Source organism: Frankia sp. AvcI1 (assembly GCF_001420875.1).
GTDB lineage: Bacteria > Actinomycetota > Actinomycetes > Frankiales > Frankiaceae > Frankia > Frankia alni.
In genome coordinates, this window is record NZ_LJFZ01000018.1 from 39,050 (window position 1) to 53,617 (window position 14,568).

At 71.6% G+C, this 14,568-nt stretch carries 8 protein-coding genes and 11 pseudogenes; 14 read left to right on the forward strand and 5 right to left on the reverse strand.

Annotated elements, in window-relative coordinates; all coding sequences use genetic code 11:
- Window positions 1-60 precede the first annotated feature (60 nt).
- Window positions 61-585: a DUF1707 domain-containing protein gene (locus UK94_RS18705; protein WP_063822628.1), complete on the forward strand. Its 525-nt coding sequence runs from the start codon at window positions 61-63 to the stop codon at window positions 583-585.
- Between the two features lie 83 nt (window positions 586-668).
- Here UK94_RS18705 and UK94_RS74305 read toward each other — a convergent pair.
- From UK94_RS74305 to UK94_RS57315, 4 genes and pseudogenes are all read right to left on the reverse strand, one after another.
- Window positions 669-794: pseudogene (locus UK94_RS74305) on the reverse strand (GNAT family N-acetyltransferase); the annotation flags it as partial.
- A gap of 23 nt (window positions 795-817) precedes the next feature.
- Window positions 818-1,205: pseudogene (locus UK94_RS57310) on the reverse strand (GNAT family protein); the annotation flags it as partial.
- A 77-nt stretch (window positions 1,206-1,282) separates the two neighbouring features.
- A partial coding sequence (locus tag UK94_RS18715; RefSeq protein ID WP_235488603.1) for a TetR/AcrR family transcriptional regulator C-terminal domain-containing protein occupies window positions 1,283-1,732 on the reverse strand: 450 nt, incomplete at its 5' end.
- Between the two features lies 1 nt (window position 1,733).
- Window positions 1,734-1,879 (reverse strand): annotated as a pseudogene (locus UK94_RS57315) (helix-turn-helix domain-containing protein); the annotation flags it as partial.
- Between the two features lie 255 nt (window positions 1,880-2,134).
- Between UK94_RS57315 and UK94_RS57320 the strand changes: the two are divergent.
- The 11 genes and pseudogenes from UK94_RS57320 to UK94_RS57355 form a co-directional block, all read left to right on the forward strand.
- A pseudogene (locus UK94_RS57320) lies at window positions 2,135-2,958 on the forward strand (FAD-dependent oxidoreductase); the annotation flags it as partial.
- A gap of 1 nt (window position 2,959) precedes the next feature.
- Window positions 2,960-3,149, forward strand: a pseudogene (locus UK94_RS57325) (FAD-dependent oxidoreductase); the annotation flags it as partial.
- 1 nt (window position 3,150) lies between these two features.
- Window positions 3,151-3,197: pseudogene (locus UK94_RS57330) on the forward strand (hypothetical protein); the annotation flags it as partial.
- Between the two features lies 1 nt (window position 3,198).
- Window positions 3,199-3,425 (forward strand): annotated as a pseudogene (locus UK94_RS57335) (FAD-dependent oxidoreductase); the annotation flags it as partial.
- Between the two features lies 1 nt (window position 3,426).
- Window positions 3,427-3,497, forward strand: a pseudogene (locus tag UK94_RS57340) (hypothetical protein); the annotation flags it as partial.
- Between the two features lies 1 nt (window position 3,498).
- Window positions 3,499-3,549 (forward strand): annotated as a pseudogene (locus UK94_RS74310) (hypothetical protein); the annotation flags it as partial.
- Between the two features lie 246 nt (window positions 3,550-3,795).
- Window positions 3,796-4,284, forward strand: a complete 489-nt coding sequence (locus tag UK94_RS18725) for a TetR/AcrR family transcriptional regulator (RefSeq protein WP_235488661.1) — start codon at window positions 3,796-3,798, stop codon at window positions 4,282-4,284.
- Window positions 4,285-4,368: 84 nt separating this feature from the next.
- On the forward strand, window positions 4,369-4,728 hold a 360-nt coding region (locus UK94_RS57345; protein ID WP_235488605.1), incomplete at its 3' end, for an SDR family NAD(P)-dependent oxidoreductase.
- 1 nt (window position 4,729) lies between these two features.
- Window positions 4,730-5,115: pseudogene (locus UK94_RS57350) on the forward strand (SDR family NAD(P)-dependent oxidoreductase); the annotation flags it as partial.
- Window position 5,116: 1 nt separating this feature from the next.
- Window positions 5,117-5,186 (forward strand): annotated as a pseudogene (locus UK94_RS74315) (hypothetical protein); the annotation flags it as partial.
- A gap of 193 nt (window positions 5,187-5,379) precedes the next feature.
- The coding region (locus tag UK94_RS57355; RefSeq protein WP_235488607.1) for a hypothetical protein at window positions 5,380-5,589 on the forward strand (210 nt) is incomplete at its 3' end.
- Between the two features lie 6,202 nt (window positions 5,590-11,791).
- On the opposite strand, the gene UK94_RS18750 is transcribed toward UK94_RS57355, so the two are convergent.
- The coding region (locus UK94_RS18750; RefSeq protein WP_235488608.1) for a TetR/AcrR family transcriptional regulator at window positions 11,792-12,325 on the reverse strand (534 nt) is incomplete at its 5' end.
- A 363-nt stretch (window positions 12,326-12,688) separates the two neighbouring features.
- Between UK94_RS18750 and UK94_RS18755 the strand changes: the two genes are divergently transcribed.
- Window positions 12,689-13,432: alpha/beta hydrolase (locus tag UK94_RS18755; protein WP_268761489.1), on the forward strand; the 744-nt coding region annotated here is incomplete at its 3' end.
- 690 nt (window positions 13,433-14,122) lie between these two features.
- The gene (locus tag UK94_RS18760; RefSeq protein WP_011603608.1) at window positions 14,123-14,353 is read left to right on the forward strand and encodes a hypothetical protein; all 231 of its coding nucleotides are present in this window, start codon (window positions 14,123-14,125) and stop codon (window positions 14,351-14,353) included.
- The last annotated feature ends 215 nt before the right edge of the window (window positions 14,354-14,568 follow it).

Sequence of the window (14,568 nt, forward strand, 5' to 3'; positions counted from 1 at the left end):
GCCGCGGCATCCGACATAACGTGGGGTGTGGGTGGTGCAACCTCCGGCGGAGGAGCGGCGATGACGGACGACACACGGGATCTCGGCACCTCGAAGAACGGACCGGACGGCGCAGTAAGGGCCACCGGAGCTGTGCCGGCCAACGGCGCCGCACCGGCCCCCGGGCCGGTACGGGCCAGCGACGCGGACCGGACGCGCACCGCCGACTGGCTTGCCTGGGCGGCCGGCACCGGGCAGCTCACCCTGGACGAGGCGGACGAGCGCCTGGCCCGCGCCTACGCCGCCCGCACCCTCGACGAGCTGGCCACGCTCACGACGGACCTGCAGCCCAGGCCGCAGGCCGCCGCCCCGCCACCGCCGGAAAAGCGTGCCGGCCTGCATGATCGGCTGCACGGGCGCGACCTGGTGGGCTCGCCGTACGCCGTGATCCCGGTCGCGATCCTCGCCCTCTTCCTGACCTTGTCGGTCGTGACGCACGGCGCCCTGTGGTTCCCCTGGCCCCTCGTCGTCGTCGGGATGATCGCCGGCAAGGCGCACCACCGCCATCACCACGCCACGGGACCCCACCGGCATCGGCACCACTGACCTCCCGTCGGCCCGGCAGTCCGGCCGTCGGGTTCGCCGCGGGGTGCGGGGCGGTGGGGGTTGCCGTCCCCGGTGCGGTGTCGTCAGGTGGTGGCCGGATCGGGCCGCAGGTCCTCGCGGAGAAGATCCATGAGTAGCCCGTCGTGGAAGGTGCCGTCGGGCCCGCGTTCGTACCGGCGCAGAATTCCGACCGGACGGAAACCGACCTTNTCGTAGCAGCGGATCGCCCGGNCGTTTGCCGCCGCCGGGTCGATGGTGAGCCGGTGATGCTCCCGCGGGCCGCACAGGAAGCGTGCCAGCAGGCGCACGGCCGTCGTCCCCACGCCGCGCCCCTGGACGCGCCCGCCGAGAAAGATGTCGATGCCCGCGTGCCGGTACTGCGGGTCCTGTTCCTCGTCGTACTGGATGCCGCCCGCGACCTCGCCGGCGACCTCCACGACGAGCAGGACCGCACCGCCCTCGCCCGCCAGGTCCACGGCGAGTTCCGCCGCCGGGGCCGGCTCGCCCCACCACCGGGCCACCGACGGCTCGCCGAGGATCTCCCGCAGCGGGGCGACCTCCTCGGGCCGACCCGGGCGCACCGTGACCTCCCCGCTCACCAGCCGCGGACGCAGTTCCACTCGTCTCCCCTTCCCGTCGGACCAGCCCCCGCCCGCGACGGCGGAGCCCCGACATGCGGACCTACCAGAATGCGCGATCAGGGCTGGCCGTAGCCGCGGACGAAGAGGCGGACACAGGATCTCAGCGCGACATCGAGTTCACGCTCGTTTGGGTCGGCCGAGGCGGCGCCGGCGACGGTGCCGAGCGAGGTGAGCTGCCAGCCGGTCCCCCACACCAGCGCGATGAACTGGCCCGCGGCGCGGACGGGATCGTCGAGGTGGAGCGCACCGCCGTGCGCCAGACGGGCGAGCAGGCCGGTCACCTCGGCGAAGACGGGCGCCGCGACCTGGTCGCGCCAGAGCGCGAGCAGCTCCGGCTGGCGCTCGCCCTCCGCCTGCAGCAGGCGGCGCAGCGACGCAGCGCGCGGGTTGCCGGCGATCGCGATCAGCCGGCGGGCGAGGTCGTGGAGGCACGTCTCGGCGTCGGGCAGGGGCCCGTGCAAGCCCGAGCTCGCCTCGCGCAGCACGTCGAGGGTGGCCGCCAGATGNGCGTCGACGACGGCGCGGAACAGCGTCTCCTTGTCCCCGAAGTGGTTGTAGACGGTCTGCCGCGACACCGGAGTCGCGGTGGCGATCTCGTCGAGGGTCGTGGCCGCGTATCCCTGCCGGACGAACAGGCCGAGCGCCGCATCCATGATCGCCTCCCGCTTGGCGGGAAGCCCGCGCCGGGACGGCCGGGAGGACCTGGTGGCATCGGCTGACACCCACCCAGGCTATCTTTGGACGGTCATGTCCAACTCTCTAGACGGCATCGTCCATCCTCCAGGGCTGGACCTCGCGGGTCGACGCAGTCGTCGATCAAGGAGATCACGTGCCCACACCCGAAGCGCCCCACACTGTGGTCATCGNAGCCGGTCCAGCCGGACTGACGGCCGCCTACCAGCTCGCGNGTCGCGGCGCGCCCGTCACGGTGTTCGAGGCCGACGATGTGGTCGGCGGGATCAGCCGGACCGTCGTGCGCGACGGTTGGCGTTTCGACATCGGCGGGCACCGGTTCTTCACCAAGGTGGCCCGCGTCGACGCGCTCTGGCATGAGATCCTGCCCGGGGAGGACTTCCTGCTCCGTCCCCGGATGAGCCGGATCTACTACCAGGGAAAGCTCTACGACTACCCGTTGAAGCCCCTGAACGCGTTGCGTAACCTGGGCCCCGGGGAGGCCGGGCTCGCCATCGGCTCCTATCTGCGGGCGCGCATCCGGCCACCGCGGGACCAGGACGCCAACTACGAATCCTGGCTGGTGGCCCGGTTCGGCTGGCGGCTGTATCGCACCTTCTTCAAGACGTACACCGAGAAGGTATGGGGGATTCCGGTCAGCCAGATGCCCGCCGACTGGGCGGCGCAGCGGGTCAAGAACCTTTCCCTTGCGGCGGCGATCCTGGACGCGGTTCGTCCCGGCCGGGGCCGGAAGGAGATCACGAGCCTCATCGAGGAGTTCCACTATCCCAAGTACGGACCGGGGATGATGTGGGAGGAGGCCGCCCGCAGGGTCGAGAAGATGGGCGGGGCGTTGGCGATGAAGACCGCGGTCACCGCGGTGCACCGGGAGAACGGTCGCGCGGTCGCCGTGACCGTCACCTCCGGGCCTGGGGAGCAGCGCCGGCTGGCCGCCGACCACGTGATCTCTTCGATGCCACTGTCAACCCTCGTCACCAGCATGGACCCGCCCGCACCCCCGGCGGTCCTCGCAGCAGCCCGGGACCTGCACTATCGCGACNACCTGACCGTCGCCCTCGTCGTCCCCGGCGACTTCAGCTTCCCGGACAACTGGATCTACATCCACGACCCGGGTGTGCGGGTCGGCCGGATCCAGAACTACGGCTCGTGGTCACCCTTCCTCGTGAAGGAGGGACGGACCTGCCTGGGTCTGGAGTTCTTCGTCTTCGAGGGCGACGACATGTGGACGAANCCAGATGACCAGCTCATCGCCCAGGCGACCGCCGAACTGGAGTCCCTNCGCCTGATTCGCCCGGGCGCCGTCGAGGCCGGCTACGTCGTGCGGGTCCCCAAGGCGTATCCGACCTACGATCAGCACTATCGACGCAATGTAGAGATCATGCGGAAATGGCTCGCCGAGCATGCACCCAACGTGCATCCCGTCGGCCGCAACGGTATGCACCGGTACAACAACGCCGACCACTCGATGCTGACGGCGATGCTCACCGTCGAGAACATCCTCGACGGNGCGAAGCACGACGTCTGGACCGTCAACGTCGAACAGGAGTACCACGAGGAAAGGCCCGCGAGCCGCACCAGNAGGATGATCACGGGGACCGGCCGCGACGCTCCGGTGGTTCCCCGCGGCTGACCGCAGGCCTCGGCGGACCGATCTGCCCACGGACGACCGGTACCGACCAGCATTGGTCCAGTACGGACCGGTAGACGACAGGTGTCCGTTAGGGCTAGCGTCGGGCGGGTGAGCCCGGAAAGCGACCTCGGCCGCGACGCACGCCNGCGTCCGATGATCGACAACACGGACCCGAGGGCGGTGCGCACGCGGGAGCGGCTGGTGGCCGCCTTCCACGAGGCGGTCCGGGTGGCGGACCCGAGCGAGATGTCGGTCAGCGCCCTCGCCCGCGCGGCCGGGATCAACCGCACGTCGTTCTACACGCACTTCGCCTCGCCGGAGGATCTGGCGATCTACGCGCTCGGCGAGGTGTTCGACGTGGTCCAGGGCGCCGACATCGCACTGCGCACGCGGCACGGCGTCAGCGCCGCCGAGGCGAGCCGGCGCGCGCTGCGGGACATCGTCCGCTTCGTCGACTCCCATCGCGTCGTCTATGCCCGCCTGCTGGGGCCCGGGGCGGCGCCCCGGCTGGTGCAGGCGATCGCCGACGCGTTCACCGAGCACACCGTCGAGACGCTCGGGCGGATGGACAACCGCCCGCCGGGGGTCGACATCACCCTCACCGCGCGCTTTCTCGCGGGCGGGGTGCTCGGCGTCATCGGCTGCTGGCTCGCCGATCCACCGCAACGCTGGCCGCCCGAGCGCCTGATCGACGCGCTCGTGCTCTGCCTGCCGGGCTGGTTGACCGCCGGCTGACCCAGGTCGGGCCGCGGCGCGGACGCCGAGCCCGCACATCCGAACAACAGACCAACGCCGATGAAGACGCAAGGAGTGGCCGAGATGGGAATGCTCGAGGGCAAGGTCGCCCTGATCACCGGTGGTGCCCGCGGGCAGGGCCGGGCGCACGCGGTCACCTGTGCACGCGAGGGCGCCGACGTCGTCATCGTCGACATCACCGAGCAGCTCTCGACGGTGGCGTACAAGATGGCGGTCCAGGCCGACGTCGACGAGACCGTGGCCCAGGTCGAGGCCCTCGGCCGGCGGGCGCTGGCCATCGAGGCGGACGTCCGGTCGCAGTCGGAACTCGATGACGCGGTCGCGCAGGGCATCGCCGAATTCGGCAAGATTGACATCCTGATCGCCAACGCCGGCATCTGGACGCAGGCACCCTTCTGGAAACTCACCGAGGACCAGTGGGACNAGATGATCGGTGTCAACCTGACCGGAGTGTGGAAGTCCGCCAAGGCGGTCACCCCGCACATGATCGAGCGCCGCAGCGGCTCGATCGTCATCACCTCGTCGGTCAACGGCCTGGAACCCGGCCAGAACTACGCCCACTACGTCTCCGCGAAGCACGGCGTCATCGGCCTGATGAAGAACATCGCGTTGGAGCTGGCCCGCTACGGGATTCGCTGCAACTCCATCAACCCGGGCGCGATCCTGACCCCGATGACCGACCACCAGGCCGCCTGGGACATGTTCGCCGGCCACCCCGGCGGCACCGAGGCCGACATGATCGAGGGCGGCTATCACTACGGCGCGCTGAAGGGCACGACGTTCCTGGACCCGCAGGCCATCGCCGACACCNCGCTCTACCTGAACTCCGACCTGGCCGCGAACGTCACCGGTGTGACCATCCCCGTCGACGCCGGCCACCTNCTCATCCCCGGCGTCAACGCGAACCCGGCGCGGTAGGAGAAGACTTCTTCGCAGCAAGCGTCGGAAGACCTGCCGACGGTTCTCGGTATGCTCGCCATCAGTTGTCACTCGAGCCGGCATCCNCTTTCGAGCTGACCAGTAACACTCCATCGATCTTCCTGCGGACTGATCCTTCGACTGGGAGGAGTGTAGGTGGCCGACGCATTTTCGACAGCATCTTCCGCGCAGCCCATACTCAAGATCGAGATTCCCGACGACGGCGACGTGTTCCGGTCCGAACGGCTGGCCCGGTCGCTGCGTGCGGACCTTGCCCCGGTTCCGGGCCTGATCCTCGGGCCCGGACCGGCCGGCACTCCCCCGGCGCAGGCAAAGGCGCAGACCAAGGGGCCCGCGGTCCCCACCNACCCCACTTTGTGGATCTTCGGCGCCACCGCTGTAGGCACGTTGTCGCGCATGGTGGTCGACGTTGTGAAGGCGTGGTGTGCCCGGGATCGACATCGCACGGTCCGCCTGGTGAACGGGGAAAAGTCGGTCGAGGTCACCGGACGGCCGGANGCCGCGCAGGAAAGGATCATCGAGGACTTTCTGCGGGACACCGGATCGTGAATCGGCCGAGTCGCCGCCGCGCCCTGCTCATCGGTGTGNCCGACTACATCGACGGTCACTTCGGCCCCCTGCCCTGCGTTCACGAGGACCTCCGACAGCTCGCCGACGTGCTGGAACACCGCACGATCGGCGGCTTCGAACCGGTCCAGGTGATCACCGACCCGACCGCGGACGAGATGCGGCTGGCCATCGACGACTTTCTCGGCTCGGCCGGCCCGGACGACCTCGCCCTGCTCTATGTCAGCGGGCACGGGGTCCGGGACGTGGCCGNCACCGGCGAGTTCTTCTTCATCACGCACGACTCCGACCATGCGANCGTCGGTGCGCAGACGACCGTGTCCGCGACCTTCGTCAACGACCAGCTCGAATCGTGCCGGGCACCGCAGAAGATCGCGATTCTCGACTGCTGCCTCAGTGGTGGCTTCGCGATGGGTTTCCNCACCCAGGAGGCGAAGTCCGGCGGGTCGGCCTCGGCCGCCCCGCTGACCAGTCGCGGAGTCTACGTACTGTCTTCCTCCGGCCCCGGCGAGAACTCCTACGCGGGCCCGGTCGGGGCACACGGCCAGGCCCCTTCGGTCTTCACCGGGGAACTGGTCGAGGCGCTGCGGACCGGTGCTGCCGATCACGACGGTGACGGCAGGATCTCCGTGGACGAGTTGTTCGACCACGTGAACAGCCGGCTGNGGCTGCGCGACGAGGCGACCCGCCAGATCCCGGTCAAGTCGGCCATCGGGGTGAACGGTCGCATCGTTGTCGCGGACAACCCGCGAACCAGCGCCGCACGGTCCCGGCAACCGGGCCCGGCGACGGCTCCGACGGCAGACCGGGCAGCGAACTCGGGCGGCGATCCGCGCCGGCAGCCCGACGGCTGGGTCCGGCTGCTGAACTACTACCGGGCATGCCTGCGCGGGGAGTCCGCCGGGGGCATCTACGAGCTGCGCGCCGCCAGCCCCGACTACGTCTGCCTGCGTGGGCGGGAGCGTTTCCTGTCCGGGGACGCGGACGACGAGGGCTACCTCCCCGTGCCCCCCGAGGCCGCCGAGCTCGTGGCCCGCGTCCATGCCGAGGGCGGCGAGCTGGTCGCCGGCTACCCGATGGTCGTGCTGGCTCCCGCGTCGGGCGCCCGAGGGCGGNGGAAGCCACAGGTCGCGCCGTTGCTGACCCGCCGCGTCGAGATCGTCCAGGACGGCTCCGGATGGCGCCTGAAGCTGGATTCGGTCGCGAGCCCCGACCCGACGCTCGCGCGGGAGGTTCTCGGCGAACAGGAGGCCGCCGACCTGCTGACGACCTACCAGGCCACCTGGCACGCGGGCCAACCCGAGAGGCTGGCGGCCGAGGCGCGCCACCTGCTGCTGAACGACTACGCACTTGCGGTGGTCCAGGAACTGCAGCCGCTCGCGCTCGAGGAGCACATTGACGTGCGGACGCCGGTGGTGGGCGCACGGAACGTCGCGGCGCTTCTCCGCGCCCCGCAGGACACCGCCACCCGGAAACTGCTCGATGACCTGCAGTACATCTCCGCGCACTCGTCACAGATCGCGGAGACTGCCCTCGACGCCCTGCGGCCCGACTCGGCTCCCGCGCCGCCTGCGGGGTCGGCCGGTGCAGCCCCGGCCGTGCGCCTCGTGACGCCGTGGCAGTCGAACGACGCCCAGCGCAGCGTGCTCCATTCCGCGATGACCAGCCGGGTCACCGTCGCCACCGGACCACCCGGGACCGGCAAGAGCCAGCTGGTCGCCAATCTCGTCGCCACCGCGGTCGCGAACGGACAGCGCGTGCTTGTCGCCTCGACCAACAACCGCGCCGTGGACGAGGTGTGGGAACGCTGCGAGAACGAGCTTCCGGGCCTGCTGGTTCGCACCGGCAGCGCCTCCGGCCCGACGAACAACCGACAGCGTGAGCTCCAGTCGCTGAAAGAACTCAGGAACCGGGCAACGCCGCACCAGACCCCGACCACCTGCGCCATCCGATTGGACCTGGCCCGGTCGGCCGAGACCACACTGCATGATCAGCTGGCGGGGAAGGCTCGGCTGGAGCAGGACCTGCTCGACCTCACCGAGGAGCAGGGACGCGTTGCGGGCCAGCTGCACGTGGACTCGGCGGGACTGGCGCAGCGGCTCGGCAGCGAGGCGGCGCGGTGGGCGGCGCAGGCCGCCCGGACGGCGAAGGCCTGGTTTTTCGGCAAGCCTCGACGCTCCCGACTCCTGACGAAGCTCGGCGTCGACGGTGAACCGACCGCCGAGCGCTGCGCACTCGTGGCGCAGTTCGCCGACCTCGAATCCAGGCGGGCAGGACTTCTGGCGAGCCTGGAGGGCATGCCGGTCGATTCCGGACTCCTCACCGATCTGCGCCAGCGCGAACACGACGTGCTCGCCGCCTCACGAGAGCTGGTGGAGGTCGATCTCGGACACGCGTCCGCCGCGGGTCAACGCGCGATCGACGCGCTTCTGCATACCGCGCCGGGCCGGCCTGACTGGTCCGAACTGCGGGCCGTTCTGCCCTATGTGCGGGGCTGGGCGGTCACCGCACTGTCGGCGCGCCGTTTCCCAACGGCTCCGGGACTGTTCGACCTGGTCATCGTCGACGAGGCCAGCCAGTGCTCCATCCCGGCCGTCCTGCCGCTGCTGTTCCGCGCCAGGCGCGCACNGATCATCGGCGATGCGATGCAGCTTCCCCACATCGCCACCCTCCCGCCCGCGAAGGAGGGGAAGATCCGGGCCGAAGCCGGCCTGGACGCGGACTGGCTGGCCGACCGCTGCCTGTCCTATCTGCGGTATTCGAGCTTCCACGCCTTCGACCGCACCGTCGAGGGCGCGAGCCTGCTGCTCGACGAGCACTATCGGTGCCACCCGGCCATCGCAGGTCTGGCGAACCGGCTCTTCTACGCCGACCGGCTCACGGTGCTCACCAACGTCCGTGCCCAGCGGTCCGCTGACATGGATCCGCTGTGCTGGGTCGACGTCGCAGGTCGGGCCGAGAATCCGGCCGACGGCTCCTGGCTCAACCGGGCGGAGATCGACGCGGTCAACGACCAGATCGCGCTGCTGCTCGGCAAGCTGNCGCCGACGGGGACCATCGGGGTGGTCACCCCGTTCAGGGCGCAGAGCGCGGCCATCTCCACGATCTGGGCCGCCCGCGAGCCCGAGCGGGTCAAGGTCGGCACGGTGCACACCTTCCAGGGCGGTGAACGTGACGCCATGGTTTTCTCGCTCGTCGCCGCCGACGGCATCAGACCGGGTACTGCGTCCTGGCTCGAGCAGCAGGCCAACCTCTGGAACGTCGCCATCACCCGGGCTCGTTCGCATCTGATCGTCGTCGGCGACAGCCACTACTGGCACTCGCGCGGTGGACTCGGCGGCAGTCTGCTGGCTGCGGCCCAGCAGGGCCCCGGGACCACGCAACGCGACGCGGTCGCAGACGCGCAGTACGAGTACCGGCTGCGACTGGCCGAGCTGCTGGCCGTGACCTACCCGCAGACGGCTGCCCAGTTCGGTCAGACCGTCGGCGGCTATCCGGCCGATGCGGTGGTGACCACGAGTACCGGCCAGACCGCCATGCTTCTCGACCGCGGGCACGGCACAGCCGATCCCGCGAGGCATCTGCGCGTGCAGCTCGCCCGCACCGCCCTGCTCAGTGACCCGAACGCCGGCCGATCGGGCCTCCGGGTGGCCGCGTGGCAGCTGCCGATCAACGAAGGCCGGCTGACCGGGGCGCCGTGACCCCCCGTCCTGCGATGGTCCCGCGAACCGCCGGTAGTCCCCGCAACCGCCGGCAAGGCGCCGGGGACCGCCCGGGACCGACGGGTCCGCGCCCGGCGATCGCGGCCAGGATCGCCTACTGGCCGCGATCGCCGTCAGGGATCAGGCGGAGCAGCGCCAGTTCTCAGCGTCGAGGGCGTTGAGGTGGCGGGGGTTGTCGGCGCCGCCGAGGAAGATCGGGTGGGCGGGGTACGGGCAGAGCAGGAAGTCGGCCTTCGGCTGGTCGGCGGCCGAGTGCACGACGATCGTCCGTGGGACCTGGCCGTGCTCGACCCAGTCGGCGAGGGCGGCGAGACCCTGCGCCGGGGTGTCCTGGGCGCCGGGGCCACCGAAGCAGTGGAACAGGCCGGGGACCGTGAACAGCCTGGCCCAGCGCTGGGTGTCGGCGTAGCCGTGCTGGTGGGCGGCCACCTTGCCGTACAGGCCGATCGTGTCGAACACGGAGATGCCGTTGTCGCTGGCGCCGTGCCAGATCAGCAGCTTGCCCCCGGCGTCACGGAACCGGNCGTAGGAGTCGGCGGCGGCGTTCTGGCCGGGGAAGACCTGGTCGAACGTCGTCGCCCAGGACTGCGGGTCGGCCGGGTCGGCGAAGTCGAACTGGGTGCGGAAGTCGTAGTCGGCACCGAACAGCGCCCGGGTCACGGTGTCGAAGAGGATCAGGGCGGGCGGCGGCTGCGTCCCCCACGTCGAGGGCGGCTGCGTGNCGGTCAGGAACGCCGACCAACCGGTGACGTTGGACGCGGAGAAGCCGGGGTAGGAACGGTCGCCGACCTTCAACTCACCGGTGATCAGGCGCAGCAGGTCGAGCTGTGCCGGGGTGAACAGGCCGTACGGCGCGAAGTCGGTGTCGACGACGCCGGGATCCCGGATGAAGCCGTCGGCGGCACCGTCACGGGCGTCGTACTTCGCGATCAGCGCCTTCTCGAGCTGCCCGAGCTGGTCGGGCGACACCCACGCGTCGGGATGGGCCAGCAGGTACGAGACGATCTGGCCGAACTTGAGGATGTTGAGGCTGTTCGAGCCGGGGGCACCGGCCAGCACGCCGTCGTACTCNGTCGGATACAGCGACGCCTCGACCAGGCCCATCCGCCCGCCCCCGGAGCAGCCGCTGATGTAGCGGTGCAGGGCCCCGGCCTGGGTGGGCAGGCCGTAGTAGGCGCGGGTGACCGCCTGGGTGGNGACGGTCGTGACGTGCACGCCGCGGCTGGCCCAGTCGAGGGCCTTCGTCCGGTCGACGGCGAAGCGGTAGTCGAGGACCGAGCCCTGGTTGCCGGCGTCGGTTCCGGCCTGGGCCCAGCCGGCGGCAAGCTGCGCCTCGTCGATCGGCGGGATGGAGCCGGCGGCGCCGCCGATGCCGTTGAACAGGTACCGGCCGACGAACCTGTCCGGCAGCGCCGCGGAGAAGTTGACGTGGTTGCTGCCCGCGGGGCCGGAGGTGGCGACGTAGCCGTCCACCTTGCAGTAGCGGGTGGCGGTGTTCGGCGTGGTCGCGGACGCGGCCGCCGTGATCGTCGTGTCGGCGCCGACCGTGCGTTGCAGCGCCGCGGCGTCGCAGCCCGGCCGTGCCACCGCTGCCGGGACCGCCGCTGCCGGGACCGCCGCGGACGTTGCGGGTTCCGCGGCGAGCGCCGGCGCGACGCCCGCGCCCACGCCGAGGACGAGGGTTGCTCCGACTGTCAGCAGGGTGCGGACCGCGCGGGAGGGCGGGGGTGGGGGCGGCGCGGCCGGGGGTAAGTCGACGGGTGCACGCGGAGGTGAACCCGCGGCCGGTGCGGCCGGTGACAGGCGGTGTTCGCGAGGGTGAAAGGACCGGGCGAGGAGGTGGCTCCGGCCACGTCTCGTCCAGCGCATCGGGTGTCGTCTCGACACGGTGCATCTCCCTGGGGTCGGGGGACGATTCCCAGCCGGGACGCCCGCAGGCGGCGTCCGGCTCGGACTCCCTCCGCACGCAGACGCCGGAAAGCCAGAACGAACGTCCCGTACACGGCCGGAAATCCACATGCGGAGAACCACAAGCGCGGGAGACCGGTCGTCCCGAACGTTGATCGCCGCCGCGCGGGCACAGCGTATGGCGCCCCGAAACGTCGGTCAACGACGTTCACTGAGATCTCACCCAAAAGAGCAGGGCCCGCGGATTCCCCGATGTGCGGAGACGACACCCACGATGGTTCGGGCTTCAGTAGCGAGAGGCCCTGNTGCGCATCACTGCGCACGCGGACGGGATGCGGCCGAAGGCCGGATCAGGATGCCGGGTCGCCTTCGGCGGGGAGGGCGTGGGCGACGCCGTCGAGCACCATGTCGAGGCCGGCGGCGAAGTCGGCGGCGGCGCGCTCGCGGGCCGGGTCCGATGCGGGCGTCAGCAGCGCGCCGGAGGTGTAGAAGAACAGCGTTCGTAGCACCCGATCGGCGCCGGCGGGGGTGAAGCCCGCCTGGGTGAGCGCCGCGTGCAACGGGTAGTACAGGCGGGCGGTGACGGGGTCGTCGGCGTGGGCGGCGAGATGGGCCGCGAGACCGCGGCAGGTGCCGACCACCTCGTGCATCCGGAGCAGGAACGAGCGCAGCCGGGGGCGCCAGTCCGCGTCGGGCGTGTCGGCGGCGAGGACCCGCGTGTACAGCTCGGCGGTGACCAGGCGGAGCAGATCGTCCTTGGTCGCGACGTGCTTGTAGGTCGCGCCGAGGGACACCCCGAGTGACTGGGAGAGGCGGCGCATCGTCAGCCCCTCGACGCCGTCCCGCTCGATGATCGACAGCGCGGACGCAACGATCTCGGCCTCNTGCAGGACGCCCTGGCGGGGGGTTCGAGTCTCGACGGTGCGGGCGCCCCGCGCGCCGGGCGGGTCGCGGTCCATCCGCCCAGCCTACGAGGCGCCCGCCAGGCCCGAACGGATCCACCCGGCCAGCCACCCGGCCAACTGTCCGAGCAGTGATCCCAGCATCGGGTCCCGACGCGGATGCGATCCGTGCTGGACGTACGGCGAGGCGCGTGGTTCTCTTCTACAAGACGTAGAAGCTGTGGCTCCGGACACAGGCTCGGGGCGCAGGCTCCGGACACGCGGAAGGCGGCCGGCATGGCGGAGATCGAGCTGTCCACCGGAACGATTGACTACGAGGACACCGGCGGNCCCGGGCCCGTCCTGGTGCTGCTGCACGGCCTGCTGATGGATGCGTCCCTGTGGGCCGGCCCGGTCGCGGCGCTCGCCGCCGACCATCGCTGCGTGGTCCCGACCCTGCCCATGGGGGCGCACCGCCATCCCGTGCATCCCGACGCCGACCTCTCGCTGCCCGGACTCGCCCGCCTCGTCGTGGACCTGCTCGACCGGCTGGACCTGCACGACGTCACCCTGGTCGGCAACGACACCGGCGGGGCGCTGGTGCAGCTCGTCGTACGGGACGGCGCCGCGCGGGACGGCGCCGCGCGGGACGGCGCCGCGCGGGTCGGCCGGATCGCGCTCGTCTCCTGCGAGGCGTTCGACAACATGCCGCCGAGCCTGACGGGGCGGACGCTGGCCCTGGCCGGCGCGCTGCCACCGGCGCTGCTCGGCCTGGTCATGCAGCAGATGCGGCTGCGGCCGATGCGCCGCGCGCCGATCGCCTTCGGCTGGCTGACGGCCCGCGGGGACGCCGCGACCGCCCGGTGGATGCAACCGCTGCTGCGCCGCGGCGAGAACCGTGGCGGGATCCGCCGCGACACCGTGCGGGTGCTGCGCTCACTGCGCCCGGCGCGGGAGCTCCTGCTCGACGCGCCCGCCTACCTGCCGAGCTTCACCGGCCCCGCGCTGGTGGTCTGGGCCGCCGAGGACCGGGTGATGCCCCCCGAGCACGGCCGCCGCCTCGCCGAACTCCTCCCCCGCGGACGGCTGGTCGAGGTGGCCGACACCCGCNCCCTCATCCCCCTGGATCAGCCCGCCGAGCTCGCCAGGATCCTCCGTGACTTCGTCGGCGCCGACCCCGCGAACACGGCCAATACCGACAACACGGCCGAGACCGGCGACACGGCCGGCGCCGGCGACGGCGGCTGACGACAGAGGACGGTGACGAGGGCGACTGGCACAGCGACAGCGGCCACAGCGGCTGCCGACCGATCCTTGTCGCCGCGCCGCGCGCCGTCAGCCGAGCGTCCGCGGCGCCCGATCCCCCGCCGATCCGGGCTCGTCGGCGCAGCGGACTGCGGACCGCCGCCGCGCGTCGGTCACGGTCAGCGCTCCGGGGTGGCGCGACGGCCGCCCCCACTGGTCGCGCCCGCCGGCGCGGTTCCGCGGAACCGCGCCGCACCGCGCCGCCCGACCCGGTCTCAGCCCCCGGCACGACGCTGCGCGATCAGGGTGTTCGTCGCGGACAGGGCGGGAATGTCCCCTGCCACATCAGTCGCGTTGGGCGGGCGGTCGAGCATGGGAAGACGCCGGGTGGCCGGTGGGGACGGCGAGAGCGCGGACGGCGGACGAAGGCGGCATGGACTGGGCTGGCGGGGACTGGGCTGGCGTGGTGGTGCGCAGCGGGCGGCCTCGCCGCCCGGGCAGCCGGGGGGAGGAGCACGCTCCCGCGGGGCCAGGGCGCCACGCCGGCGGCTGATCGTGCTGCTGATCCTGCTGATCGCGGCAGGGGAGGTGCCACTCATGGCGCTCGTGTTCGGCGACTCATGGGGCGACGCGATCGCCGACGGCATCATCGTGCTCTTCTCCGCCCCGTTCGGGTGGCTGGGCGGCTGCCTGCACCGGAAGGCCACGGAGGGGACCGCCGCCGCCAAGGCGCGCCGCCTTCGCGCGTCGGCGGGCTCCGGGGAAGCGTCGAGCGGCGACCGCTGACGGCGCCGCTCGCCCCAGGTCCAGCATCTTCCCCGTGGGTAGGCCCCCGTCCGGGCCGTCCGGGACGGGTCCGCCACGGTGGGCGATTCGATAGCATCGGGCGTCCCGAACCCCTTCCGACGAGCGCCGACGGTCCCCAGCAGGAGGCAGGGCTGCCATGCCCCGTGCGCAGAACCTGACGGCGACCGACGAAGATGCGCGTGTAGACGGGGATG

What these genes read in the sequence shown, in the direction of transcription:
- UK94_RS18705 (WP_063822628.1), top strand. Translation starts at nt 61, where the DNA reads ATGACGGACGACACACGGGATCTCGGCACCTCGAAGAACGGACCGGAC.
- UK94_RS18725 (WP_235488661.1), top strand. Translation starts at nt 3,796, where the DNA reads ATGTCGGTCAGCGCCCTCGCCCGCGCGGCCGGGATCAACCGCACGTCG.